The sequence below is a fragment of the Serratia sp. HRI genome (assembly GCF_010119335.3).
Classification (GTDB): domain Bacteria; phylum Pseudomonadota; class Gammaproteobacteria; order Enterobacterales; family Enterobacteriaceae; genus Serratia; species Serratia nevei.
Map to the genome: position 1 here is coordinate 3,003,111 of NZ_CP083690.1, position 12,269 is coordinate 3,015,379.

The 12,269-nt window shown below is 59.5% G+C and carries 13 protein-coding genes; 5 read left to right on the forward strand and 8 right to left on the reverse strand.

The window, feature by feature from the left end; all coding sequences use genetic code 11:
* Positions 1-5: 5 nt before the first annotated feature.
* Complete coding sequence (gene greB, locus GF111_RS14370; RefSeq protein ID WP_038878177.1) at positions 6-479, reverse strand: transcription elongation factor GreB; 474 nt, start codon at positions 477-479, stop codon at positions 6-8.
* A gap of 230 nt (positions 480-709) precedes the next feature.
* Here greB and cbpA point away from each other — a divergent pair, with 230 nt between their 5' ends.
* From cbpA to envZ, 4 genes are all read left to right on the forward strand, one after another.
* Positions 710-1,672 (forward strand): curved DNA-binding protein, encoded by a 963-nt coding sequence (cbpA, locus tag GF111_RS14375; RefSeq protein WP_047729683.1) that lies wholly within the window; start codon positions 710-712, stop codon positions 1,670-1,672.
* A 5-nt stretch (positions 1,673-1,677) separates the two neighbouring features.
* Entirely contained in the window at positions 1,678-1,983 is a 306-nt protein-coding gene (locus GF111_RS14380; protein ID WP_038878171.1) for a chaperone modulator CbpM, read from the forward strand.
* A gap of 257 nt (positions 1,984-2,240) precedes the next feature.
* A complete protein-coding gene (gene ompR, locus GF111_RS14385) occupies positions 2,241-2,960 on the forward strand; it encodes a two-component system response regulator OmpR (RefSeq protein ID WP_004709363.1) in 720 nt (239 codons plus the stop codon).
* Positions 2,957-4,327 (forward strand): two-component system sensor histidine kinase EnvZ, encoded by a 1,371-nt coding sequence (gene envZ / locus GF111_RS14390; RefSeq protein WP_038881686.1) that lies wholly within the window; start codon positions 2,957-2,959, stop codon positions 4,325-4,327. Before ompR ends, envZ begins: the two co-directional genes overlap by 4 nt.
* Before the next feature lie 34 nt (positions 4,328-4,361).
* On the opposite strand, the gene GF111_RS14395 is transcribed toward envZ, so the two are convergent.
* From GF111_RS14395 to GF111_RS14425, 7 genes are all read right to left on the reverse strand, one after another.
* Positions 4,362-4,841 (reverse strand): type II toxin-antitoxin system VapC family toxin, encoded by a 480-nt coding sequence (locus tag GF111_RS14395; protein ID WP_038878166.1) that lies wholly within the window; start codon positions 4,839-4,841, stop codon positions 4,362-4,364.
* On the reverse strand, positions 4,838-5,101 hold the full coding sequence (locus tag GF111_RS14400; RefSeq protein WP_004930730.1) for a plasmid stability protein: 264 nt from the start codon (positions 5,099-5,101) through the stop codon (positions 4,838-4,840). Before GF111_RS14400 ends, GF111_RS14395 begins: the two co-directional genes overlap by 4 nt.
* 126 nt (positions 5,102-5,227) lie before the next feature.
* The gene (pckA, locus tag GF111_RS14405) at positions 5,228-6,847 is read right to left on the reverse strand and encodes a phosphoenolpyruvate carboxykinase (ATP) (protein WP_015379308.1); all 1,620 of its coding nucleotides are present in this window, start codon (positions 6,845-6,847) and stop codon (positions 5,228-5,230) included.
* Between the two features lie 193 nt (positions 6,848-7,040).
* A complete protein-coding gene (gene hslO / locus GF111_RS14410; RefSeq protein ID WP_015379307.1) occupies positions 7,041-7,919 on the reverse strand; it encodes an Hsp33 family molecular chaperone HslO in 879 nt (292 codons plus the stop codon).
* Between the two features lie 25 nt (positions 7,920-7,944).
* The gene (gene hslR / locus GF111_RS14415; RefSeq protein WP_015379306.1) at positions 7,945-8,352 is read right to left on the reverse strand and encodes a ribosome-associated heat shock protein Hsp15; all 408 of its coding nucleotides are present in this window, start codon (positions 8,350-8,352) and stop codon (positions 7,945-7,947) included.
* Entirely contained in the window at positions 8,349-9,029 is a 681-nt protein-coding gene (yrfG, locus tag GF111_RS14420) for a GMP/IMP nucleotidase (RefSeq protein WP_025304546.1), read from the reverse strand. Before yrfG ends, hslR begins: the two co-directional genes overlap by 4 nt.
* A 98-nt stretch (positions 9,030-9,127) precedes the next feature.
* Positions 9,128-11,263 carry an intracellular growth attenuator family protein gene (locus tag GF111_RS14425; RefSeq protein ID WP_047729685.1) on the reverse strand — a complete coding sequence of 712 codons (2,136 nt, stop codon included), beginning with the start codon at positions 11,261-11,263 and terminating at the stop codon, positions 9,128-9,130.
* Positions 11,264-11,714: 451 nt separating this feature from the next.
* On the opposite strand from GF111_RS14425, the gene nudE reads away from it, so the two are divergent.
* Positions 11,715-12,269 (forward strand): ADP compounds hydrolase NudE, encoded by a 555-nt coding sequence (nudE, locus tag GF111_RS14430; protein ID WP_147190214.1) that lies wholly within the window; start codon positions 11,715-11,717, stop codon positions 12,267-12,269.

Consider the following 12,269-nt stretch of genomic DNA (forward strand, 5'->3'; position numbering starts at 1 on the left):
AAAGCTTACTTCGGGTAGTCTATCTCGTTCACGTACCACTGCGCCTCGCCCAGCGGCGTATTGACGGTGGCGACGTCCCCGACCTCTTTTTTCAGCAGGGCGCGCGCCATCGGCGCGTCGATGGAGATGTAATCCTTGCGGCCGAAGATCTCGTCGTAACCGACGATGCGAAAGCGTTTGGTCTCGCCGTCTTCGTTCTCTACTTCCACCCAGGCGCCGAAGAACACTTTGCCTTCCTGCTGCGGGGAGTAATCGACGATCTTCAGCTGCTCCAGGCATTTGGTCAGATAGCGGACGCGGCGATCAATTTCGCGCAGCCGCTTCTTGTTGTACTGGTAGTCGGCGTTTTCGCTTCTGTCGCCCAGGCTGGCGGCCCAGGTCACTTTCTTGGTCACCTCGGGGCGTTCTTCGCGCCAGAGGTAATCCAGCTCTTGTTTGAGCTTGTCATACCCTTCACGGGTTATCAGTTGAGTTCTCATCGTGATTTATCTTTATGGGGCCACCGCCACAGTGTACGTGAATGCGCAGGGCTTTAGAAATGGTGCGCGGGCCTGCGCGTTGTCGCACGGTTTTTATTCAGTTTGCGCAGCTTTTAACAATCGGGAGTATGCTTAGCGATAGCGGAAAAGGAATGTGACGAAAGGAGGATATCTGGCGAGAGAGACAAGGAATTTTGGCGCACAACCCAACACATTGAAGGTATTACCGCATGGAATTTAAAGATTACTACGCAACGATGGGCGTCGAGCCCAACGCCGATCTGAAAACCATCAAAACGGCCTACCGCCGGCTGGCGCGTAAATATCACCCTGACGTGAGCACCGAAGAAGACGCCGAGAGCAAATTCAAGGAGCTGGCCGAAGCCTATGAGGTGCTGAAGGACGAAGAGCGCCGTGCCGAGTACGATCAGATCCGGCTGCACCGCAACGATCCGAACTTTGGCCGGCAGGCGCGCGGCGATCACGGCGGCTATCAGCAGAGCGCTTCATGGCACGGCGGCGGCGCCGACGCGCAAGACTTCTCCGATTTCTTCGAAAGCATGTTCGGCGGGCGTGCTGCGGGCGGGCACCGCTCCGCTTCGCACTCGCACGGCGGGCATGGCTTCCGCGGCCAGGATCTCGAGATGGAGGTGCCGCTGTTCCTCGAGGAAACGCTGCATGGCCAAAGCCGCGAGATCTCCTACAAGCTGCCGGTGTTCGACGAGCTGGGGCGGCAGGTGAGCGAAGCCAGCAAAACGCTGAACGTGAAAATCCCGGCCGGTGTGGGCGACGGCGAGCGCATTCGCCTCAAGGGGCAGGGCGTTGCCGGCGTGGGCGGCGGCCAGAACGGCGACCTGTATCTGGTCATCCGCCTCGCGCCGCATCCGCTGTTCGAGATTGATGGCCACAACCTGAGCATCGTGGCGCCGCTCGCCCCGTGGGAAGCGGCGCTGGGAGCCAGCATCGAGGTGCCGACGCTGACCGGCAAAATCGCGTTGACCGTGCCGGCCGGCAGCCAGAGCGGCAAACGGCTGCGGGTCAAGGGCAAGGGGCTGGCGGGCAAGAAAGAGCCCGGCGATCTGTATGTCATTCTCAAGGTGGTGATGCCGCCGAAGCCGAACGAGAAGGCCAGCGCCCTGTGGCGAGAACTGGCTGAACAGGCGGCGTTCAACCCGCGCGCGGAATGGGAGTAAAGCACATGATGAAAAAAGAGATCACATTCACCGTGGTGGAACTGTGTCAGAGGGTGGAGATTTCAGAGGATGAGCTGGTCGAGATCGTCGGCCTGGGCGTGATCGTGCCGCTGGAGCCGGCGCAGCCGAGCTGGGAGTTCGATTACCCGGCGCTGAGCCATCTGCAGCGGGCGCGCAGGCTGCGGGCCGAGCTGGATCTGGATTGGCCGGGGATCGCCATGGCGCTGACGCTGCTCGACCGGGTTGATACGCTGCAGCAAGAGAACCGGCAGCTGCGCCGGCAACTGGCGCGTTTCCTGCAGACTTCCTGACTCGCCCTCAAAACGCCACCGTGCGGTTCGCCGGTGGCGAAATTGCATAAAATTGGGCCGCCGCCCCACATTGCGCCGATAAAGGGCGAAATTTTGACGAACCCCCGTCGACATTCGATGAAAATTGTTGATAAATGGGGAAAAGAATAAGCTTTGTAACAATTTCGTCTAGAATACATACCATTAAACGCTGTCTCAAATGGCAAGGTTTTCTAACAATATTCGAGTCAGGCAATAAAGCCTTTGGGAGTAATACCATGCAAGAGAATCATAAGATCCTGGTTGTCGATGATGACATGCGCCTGCGCGCGCTTTTAGAACGTTATTTAACCGAGCAGGGCTTCCAGGTTCGCAGCGTTGCCAACGCTGAGCAAATGGATCGCTTGCTGACCCGTGAATCCTTCCATCTGATGGTGCTCGATCTGATGTTACCGGGCGAAGATGGGCTGTCCATCTGCCGCCGCCTGCGCAGCCAGAGCAACCCGATGCCGATCATTATGGTCACCGCCAAAGGCGAAGAGGTCGATCGCATCGTGGGGCTGGAAATCGGCGCCGACGACTACATTCCTAAGCCGTTCAACCCGCGTGAACTGTTGGCTCGCATCCGTGCGGTGCTGCGCCGCCAGGCTAACGAACTGCCGGGCGCGCCTTCGCAGGAAGAGGCGGTGATCGCATTCGGCAAATTCAAACTGAACCTCGGCACCCGCGAGATGTTCCGCGAAGACGAACCGATGCCGTTGACCAGCGGCGAGTTCGCGGTCCTGAAGGCGCTGGTTAGCCACCCGCGTGAACCGCTGTCGCGCGATAAGCTGATGAACCTGGCGCGTGGCCGCGAATACAGCGCCATGGAGCGCTCCATCGACGTGCAGATCTCGCGCCTGCGCCGCATGGTGGAAGAAGATCCGGCGCATCCGCGTTATATCCAGACCGTTTGGGGTCTCGGCTACGTGTTCGTCCCGGACGGCAGCAAGGCATGAGGCGATTGCGCTTTTCACCGCGTAGCTCGTTTGCCCGAACCCTGTTGTTGATCGTCACCTTGCTGTTCGTCAGCCTGGTGACGACCTATCTGGTGGTGCTGAACTTCGCCATCCTGCCCAGCCTGCAGCAGTTCAACAAGGTATTGGCGTACGAAGTGCGTATGCTGATGACCGATCGGCTGCAGCTGGAGGACGGCACGCTGCTGGAAGTACCGCCGGCGTTCCGCCGTGAGATCTACCGCGAACTGGGCATCTCTCTCTACACCAACTCGGCGGCGGAGGAGAGCGGCCTGCGCTGGGCGCAGCACTACCAGTTCCTCAGCCAGCAGATGGCGCAGCAGCTCGGCGGGCCGACCGATGTGCGGGTGGAGGTGAACAAGAACTCCCCGGTGGTGTGGCTGAAAACCTGGCTGCAGCCCGATATCTGGGTGCGCGTACCGCTGACGGAAATCCACCAGGGCGACTTCTCTCCGCTGTTCCGCTATACGCTGGCGATCATGCTGCTGGCGATCGGCGGCGCCTGGCTGTTTATCCGCATTCAAAACCGCCCGCTGGTGGAGCTGGAACATGCGGCGCTGCAGGTGGGCAAGGGCATCATTCCGCCGCCGCTGCGCGAGTATGGCGCTTCCGAAGTGCGGTCGGTGACTCGCGCATTCAATCAGATGGCGTCGGGCGTCAAGCAGCTGGCGGATGACCGCACCTTGCTGATGGCCGGGGTTAGCCATGACCTGCGCACGCCGTTGACGCGCATCCGGCTGGCGACGGAGATGATGAGTGCCGAAGACGGCTATCTGGCCGAGTCGATCAATAAAGACATCGAAGAGTGCAACGCCATCATCGAGCAGTTCATCGATTATCTGCGCACCGGGCAGGAGATGCCGACCGAAAGCAGCGATCTGAACGCCATTTTGGGCGAGGTGGTCGCGGCGGAGAGCGGCTATGAGCGGGTGATTGAAACCGCGCTGTCGCCGGGCGAGCTGATGATGAACGTGCATCCGCTGTCGATTAAGCGGGCGGCGGTGAACATGGTGGTGAACGCGGCGCGTTACGGCAACGGCTGGATCAAGGTCAGCAGCGGCCGCGAGCTGCAGCGCGGCTGGTTCCAGGTAGAGGATGACGGCCCGGGCATCAAGCCGGAAGAATTGAAGCATCTGTTGCAGCCGTTCGTACGCGGTGACAGCGCGCGCAGCACCAGCGGCACCGGTCTGGGGCTGGCGATCGTGCAGCGCATTATCGACGCGCACGACGGCGAACTGGATATCGGCACCAGCGAACGCGGCGGGCTATTGATCCGCGCGTATATTCCGTTGCCGATGGAGAAAAAAGAGTCGGCCAACGGCCATCAAACCGCCAGGGAAAATGCCTGACGCTCTTGGCGCGGGCCGCGTTGCTGCGGCCCCGTCAGGACTTCCTGCTCATCACGTAGTATTCCGCCGCATCCTCATGCAACCGACGGCCGGTCGGCGCCTGCCACGGATCGATTAACTCGATGCCGCAGTGGAGGAAGTCTTTGGTGTTGCGGGTGGCCAGGACGGCACCGTAATACAGGCAGGTGGCGGCGATTTGGGTATCCGGCATGCTCATCGCTTTACCCAGAAGCCGATTCCTTGCCGTCAATTCCGCGTATTGCATCGCGCACAGCCCATCAAACGGCAATATCTGCCCCTCGAACTTCAATTCAATCGCGTCCGCCAATTTGAGCTTGAGATCCCGCTGGCGCTTGCCGTCAGGCATGCAGGCGACGCCGCTGAACAGTTCGGCCAGGACAATGGCGCTCAGATAGAGCTCGTCATTGTCCTTTTCATTTAACCAGTTAATGACGTTGTAGTACGGACTGGGGCGCAGCGTCTCCGAAATGACGTTGGTGTCGAGAATAATCATGCGTTGTCATCTTCATCATCAAAGGTGACGATGCGTGGTGGCACGGCGTCACGCGGTGGGATCTCCAGCTCGACGCCGCCGAACTCGGCGAAGTGCTGATGCATCCAGGTACCCAATCCATAGCGCGGCGGCTTTTTCACCAGCGCCTGTTTCAGGATCATGCGCGCTTCCTCTTCCATGGAATGGCCGTTTTTCGCCGCTGAAATACGCAGCAGCTCTTTGATTTCGTCGTCCAGATTTCTGACGGTGATAGTAGCCATTGAAACCTCCTTTGCTATCAATGATTGCATTGACTTATTTTCTCGCCTTGCTGGTTAAAAAGCAATCACTGAAAATAAAAAAAGGCGCGGGATCCGCGCCTTAGCTGAAGAGGTAACGCTACCGAATTACAGCTTAGGGCCGGCGCTGACCAGCGCGGCGCCCGCAGGCGTGTCGGTGTATTTGTCGAAGTTGGTGATGAAGCGCTCGGCCAGATCCTGCGCTTTTTCCTGCCACTGCTCGAGGCTGGCGTAGGTATTGCGCGGATCGAGGATCTCCGGGTTCACGCCCGGCAGCGCGGTCGGCATCGCCAGATCGAAGATCGGCAGGGTGACGGTTTCCGCCTTGTCGATTTCACCGCTCAGGATGGCGTCAATGATGCCGCGCGTATCTTTGATCGAGATGCGCTTGCCGGTACCGTTCCAGCCGGTGTTGACCAGGTAAGCCTGGGCGCCGGCGGCCTGCATGCGTTTCACCAGCACTTCGGCGTACTGCGTCGGGTGCAGCGACAGGAATGCGGCGCCGAAGCAGGCGGAGAAGGTTGGCGTCGGTTCGGTTACGCCGCGCTCGGTGCCGGCCAGCTTGGCGGTGAAGCCGGACAGGAAGTGGTACTGAGTCTGGTTGGCGGTCAGACGCGATACCGGCGGCAGCACGCCGAAGGCATCGGCGGTCAGGAAGATCACCTTGGTGGCGTGACCCGCCTTGGACACCGGCTTGACGATGTTCTGGATATGATAGATCGGATAAGAAACGCGGGTGTTCTCGGTTTTCGAACCGTCGTTGAAGTCGATGCTGCCGTCGGCCAGCACGGTGACGTTTTCCAGCAGCGCGTCGCGTTTGATGGCGTGGTAGATGTCCGGCTCGGCTTCTTCAGACAGCTTGATGGTCTTGGCGTAGCAGCCGCCTTCGAAGTTGAACACGCCGTCGTCGTCCCAGCCGTGCTCGTCATCGCCGATCAGCTGACGCTTAGGATCGGTGGAGAGGGTGGTCTTGCCGGTACCGGACAGGCCGAAGAACACCGCCACGTCGCCTTTCTCGCCCACGTTGGCCGAGCAGTGCATCGAGGCGATGCCTTTCAGCGGCAGCAGGTAGTTCATCATCGAGAACATGCCTTTCTTCATTTCGCCGCCGTACCAGGTGCCGCCGATCAGCTGCATGCGCTCGGTCAGGTTGAAGGCGACGAAGTTCTCCGAGTTCAGGCCTTGCTGCTGCCAGTTCGGGTTGGTGCATTTGGCGCCGTTCATCACCACGAAATCCGGCTCGAAGTCAGCCAGCTCTTCGTCGCTCGGGCGGATGAACATGTTTTTCACGAAGTGCGCCTGCCAGGCCACCTCGGTGATGAAGCGCACTTTCAGGCGCGAGTCGGCGTTGGCGCCGCAGAAGGTATCCACCACGAACAGGCGTTTGCCGGACAGTTGTTCGGTGACCAGGTGTTTCAGATCGGCCCACACTTCCGGGCTGAGGGGTTTGTTGTCGTTTTTGCCTTTGCCCTGATCGGCCCACCACACGGTATCGCGGGTGATGTCGTCGCGGACGATGTATTTGTCTTTCGGCGAGCGGCCGGTGAAGATGCCGGTATCGACGGAGACGGCACCCAGCTTGGTGACTACCCCACGCTCAAAACCTTCCAGAGATGGGTCTGTTTCTTCCTTAAACAGCAGTTCATAGCTCGGGTTGTGAACGATTTCGCTAACGTCGTGAATGCCGTAAGCGGCCAGATCCTGAGGGGTTATACCTTTAACGCGCATGTTACTACTCCTTGGTCACAGAATTTCTGGCGGCAATTGTAGGGATCTAACGGTGCGTAACCGCGATGGGTATCAAATATTTAACGTTTTAGGCGGTATTTCGTTACGATCTGAGAGATAGCACACGGAAAAAAGCAAACGTGCAAACGGCGGGCGTTGGCGGGCGCCGGGCGCGCCCACCGAGGGGGGTGACTTAGTGCAACTGGTCGCTTTCGCCGGTGTTACCCGCATACAAAGCGGCAACATCAACCGGGTCAAAGACATAGTGGCTGCCACAGTAGTCGCAGTGCATGTCGATATTGCCGTCCTGCTCCAGCATGTCCGCCACTTCGTCGGTCGGCAGGGTCAGCAGCGCGTCGGCGCAACGCTGGCGCGAACAGGTGCAACGGAACTGCACGTCCTGCGGTTCGTACAGGGTGACCTCTTCCTGGTGATACAGGCGGTACAACACTTCGTTGGCCGGCAGGCCGAACAGCTCTTCGCTTTTTACCGTGTTGGTCAGTTGCACCAGATGATCGAAATCATCGAGGTTGCCGTCCTGCGCCGGCAGCACCTGCAGCAGCATACCGGCCGCCGCGGCGTTGCCTTCCGCTTCGCCGGTGCGGATGAACAGGCGGGTTGGCAGCTGCTCGGACTGGCGGAAGTAGGCTTCCAGGCATTCAGCCAGGGTTTCACCTTCCAGACCGACCACGCCCTGATAGCGCTCGCCTTCCGTCGGCGAAATGGTGATGACCATGACGCCGTTGCCGATCATCTGATGCAAGGTGCTGTCGTCGGCGATAGGCGCCTGGGTGCGCGCAACGCCGCGCATCTCCTGACGGTTGTTGCCGTTGATCACCGCCAGCTTCAGCGGGCCGTCGCCTTGCAGCTGCACGGTGATGTCGCCGTCGAACTTCAGGGTCGCGGTCAGCAGACTGGTGGCGACCAGCAGTTCGCCCAGCAGCTTTTGCACCGGCGCCGGGTAGTCGTGGTTGTTCAGGATCTGCTGATAGGTTTCGCTGACGGTAACCAGCTCGCCGCGCACCGCGTAGTTTTCAAACAGGTAACGGTGCAATTGGTCATGGTTGGACATAATCTTCTCTCATTGCGGTGAGGGGTTATTCCGGCTCACCAAATTTAAATTTCATCAGGTCGCGCCGCTCCTTTTTGTCCGGACGACGGTCCGGATGCGGCATGGTCAACGCGTTCATCTTGCGCGCCAGCGCCATCTTTTCGCGGTTGGCGATGCTGGCTTCGGTTTCCTGATACATTTGCTGCGCCTCGCCGGCGCCGCGGCGTTGGCTGGTCAGCGCCAGCACGATCACCGTACGTTCTTCGTTGCCCTGCCGCAGCTTGAGCTCGGCGTTGAGTTCGACAATCTTGCTCGGCTTACCGCGCTGGCCGTTGTAATGCACCTTGCCGCCGTCGATCATTTCGCGTGCCAGCGCGCGGGTCTTATAGAAGCGTGCGGCCCAGAGCCACTTATCCAGCCGTACCGCGTCGTCGCGCGTCGCTTTTTCCTTCATGCTTCCCCCTTGGCCAGCGCCGGTATCAGCAGGCGATAGTCACGCATCGACGGATGGCGCTGGAAGCTTTTCTCCGCCGTACTGGAGTCTGGGTTTTGCACGCCCAGGCAGTAACGAATGCCGAAAGTGCGCGCCGCGTCGAGGATCGGCTCGCCGTCGTCGACGAACAGCGTGCGCTGCGGATTGAATCCGGTGTGCTGTTGCACCGCCTGCCACAGACGCTGATCTTCTTTCGGATAACCAAATGTGTGGGTGGAAAACAATAAATCAAGGTGTCGATCGAGGCCGGTATGCTCGATTTTCACCGCCAGGCTGTGCGGATGGGCGTTGGTCAGCAAAATGGTTTGCAGACCGGCGTCGCGCAGCGCTCGTAAAAACGGCTCGGTGTCTTCGCGCAGCCGGGCGCGGCTGCCGACTTCGCTGGTCATGCGGTAAATATCCAGATCCAACCGCTCGCTCCAGTAATCGAAGCAATACCAGTTCATGGTGTGCTGCACCGCCTGATACTCCCGCTCAATGATATGGCGGGCTTCGTCGAAAGGAATGGCGCGCCTTTCGCTCAGCGCCTGCGGCACCAGGCTGAGCCAAAAGTGGCTGTCGAACTCCAGATCCAGCAAGGTGCCGTCCATATCCAGCAGCACGGTATCGATCTGCGGCCAATCAAACTCGGGAACCATAAAAACTCCACGGGCGGACCGACGGGCGGTCCGCAGATGAGAATAATAGCGTTAGCGTAGCATAAGCAGATGACAGGGCGGAGGCCCCGGCGTCAGGTTCAGGCCATCGGCCGCATCGACATCGGATTGAGCTGCGGATTGAAGCAGCTGTCGTAGTAACGCTGGATATCGGCGACGCGGTGCTGATTGATGCGACGACGTTGCACCAGCCGCCAGGCGTTATAGCCCAGGCTGATGACGACCGCCAGCAACAGCAGACTGGTACCGAGGTAGCGCCATAGGGTGATCATGTCCGGTTCGCTGTGCAGCGCCACATGACGGGTGCCGTTGGCGTCGACGCTGAGGCTGGTGATCACGCCCTGTGCCTGGAAGGGGGTGTGCAGCAGCAGAGTGGAAAGGCGCTGCAACTCATTCCACTGGTCGAGGGCGTTGTATTCGCTCTGCGGTGCCGACGGCTGCGGATGGCTGACCAGCTGGCGGCCTTCGTCGCTGCTGATCAGGAAACCGCCCGGCGGCGGGCTGTTGAGCGCTGCGGCGGCCAAACGCGTTTCATTGAAGATGAACGACGATGTGGCCACTTTGGTCAGGCTTTCCAGCGACTCGGCGCTCACCGGGCGCAGCAGGACGTTGACGCCTTGCAGCGCGCCGGACCTGGCGCGTTTCACCAGGCCGCTCCAGTTTTTGGCGTTGCCCAGGTTGACCAGGGCGTTCTTCAACCGCACGCAGTCGCTTTCTGCCTGGCACAAATTCTGTGTTTTCAAAACGATATCAGAGAAGTCGTCCAACAGGATCATGCCGGATTTCTCGATGGCGCTGGCCAACTGCGGGTTGACCTTCTGATCGGCGCCGCTCGGATGCAGCTGGCTGTTGACCGTGGCCAGCAGGGCCGTCGCTTTGTCAATGACTTCCGATTCCGGCTGCGGCAGTGGGGCGGCGTTGTTCCAGTAGATGCCGGAGCAGTCGAACGGCGCAAAATTGACGGCGCTGCCCCCATTGGCCGGCGGGGGCACATAGCACATGCCGCTGCCGCGCACTTTCAGCGTGTCGCCGATGCGCAGCGGCGTGGCTTCCAGCGCCTGAACGCTGGTCACTTCCACTTTTTGCGCACCCTGCAGCCAGGCCATGCTGAGGGTCAGCGGCAGGTTGAGCGGGATATAGATCAGCAGCAACAGCAGCACCAGCGCCGAGCTGGCGACCAGCACCGCGTTGCGGCCCCACTGCTGCAGCGGGAAGTTTTTCACTTCGTCATGCAGCGAGAGGAAGCGCCCCTGACGCACCACCTGCCGATTGAGATAGACGTCCACATCGGTGGTCTTGCCCAGGTCCTGCGTCAGGTAAGGCTGCCAATGCGGCGGGTAGATAAGATCGATGATGCCGAGTGAAATGTTGCTGATCTGCCCCTGGCCGGATTCGCCGAACAGGCCCCAGCGCTTCGGCGTACCGCGCAGACAGTGGATCTCTTTCAGCTCGCGTGACGCCGGACGGCGGAACAGGTTCCAGCATCCCCAGGCGATCATCAGCACCGCCACGAAAATCATCCAGGGGATCACCAGCACCGGGCTTATCAGGCTGAAGAACAGCAGCAGCAGCGCGGCGGAGATGATGACGGCTTCACGGATGCCGTTCGGCCGGTTCAGCGCATGCTCTTCCGGCGTTTCCTTGCGAATATTGATCAGCTCGACATGCTCGCTCTCTTCCTTGCGGATAGAGGCGTTTTTGGTCGGCGCGGCGCTCACCACCGGCGGTTGCGGCCGGTCGTGAATATGATCTTTCAGCGAGTGCCCGTTGAGCGAAATCACCAGCGGCAGCGTCTGGGTACGGATCACTTCCACATGGTTGTCGGCGGTGATATAGGGTTCCCAAAACGGCGGCAGGTGCACCTCTTCGGCATCGAGATAATAGCGCCATTTATTGGGATCGTCGCTGGCCAGCCCATAGCGGGTGATGGCGTGCGTGACGGGATAAACGTTATCGCTTTGCGGGGTGAGCGCCAGTTTGGCTGCGGGCAAGGTAGCGCCGCCGCCGGGCAACAGCTTGTTGCTCAGCTTGTTTTGCTGATTGAGATAGAACTCGACCGCAGCACGCTCTTCGTCGGTCAGCTTGCGGTGGGCAGGTTTGATAAACGGCAGCGCGTGCGCCAGAGCCGACGGGTTGCGCGCCTTGAACCACAGGTACAGGCCGGCGGCAATCAGGCAGACAAGCACTAAGGCCAATATCAACACTATTGTGCTCATGCAATCCCCATCTCACACCCGTGAATTTCGCCAACCTGATGAAAAGGTGAATATTATACGGAGTAAACCGCCAGGAGGCACCCAGAACTAATGAGGGAACAAACAGATTCTCGCTCTGGATCTCATTCCTTCATGACGCAAGGCCATTTTATCACTGATTCTTGCCTGCGTGATACTAGCAACCGGCCTCTGCCGTCGATATCGGTATTATCCTATTTTCATGTGTGCTGTTTGCTGAATCAGTACGGAAAATCGCCCACCGCTGGCTACGCTTGTTAAAAGAAAGTAAATTACTGCTCATGCTCATGCTCGTTGCGGCGGAGCTTACCCTTAACGCACAATGTGATCAGGATCGAATTTGGTCAGCGTTTGAGCGCCAACGAGCCGTGCGTTACGCCAATCATTATTTCGGTTGCCCTGTCCGCGCCTGGGTAACCTCTTTGAGGCAATCATGGATAAACACCTGCAAAAACCTAAAATTCTGAAAGTGGAAACCGTCGCGCGTTCGCGTTTGTTCAACGTCGAGTCGGTCGATTTGGAATTCAGCAACGGTGTGCGGCGGGTGTATGAGCGCATGCGGCCTTCGGATCGCGAAGCGGTGATGATCGTGCCGGTGATTGGCGATGACCTGCTGCTGATCCGCGAATATGCGGTAGGCACCGAATCCTATGAGCTGGGGTTCCCGAAAGGGCTGATCGATCCCGGTGAGGGGATGCTGGAGGCCGCCAACCGCGAGCTGATGGAAGAGGTGGGATACGGCGCGAAGCGCTTCGATTTTCTCAGCAAGCTGACGATGGCGCCCTCTTACTTTTCCAGCAAAATGAATATCGTGCTGGCGCACGATCTCTATCCGCAGAGCCTGGAAGGGGATGAGCCGGAGCCCCTGCCGCAGGTGCGTTGGCCGATCGCCGACATGATGGCGCTGCTGGCGGAACCGGATTTTCGTGAGGCGCGCAACGTCAGCGCGCTGTTCCTCTCAGAGGCATTTTTGCGCGCTTCGCGCTGA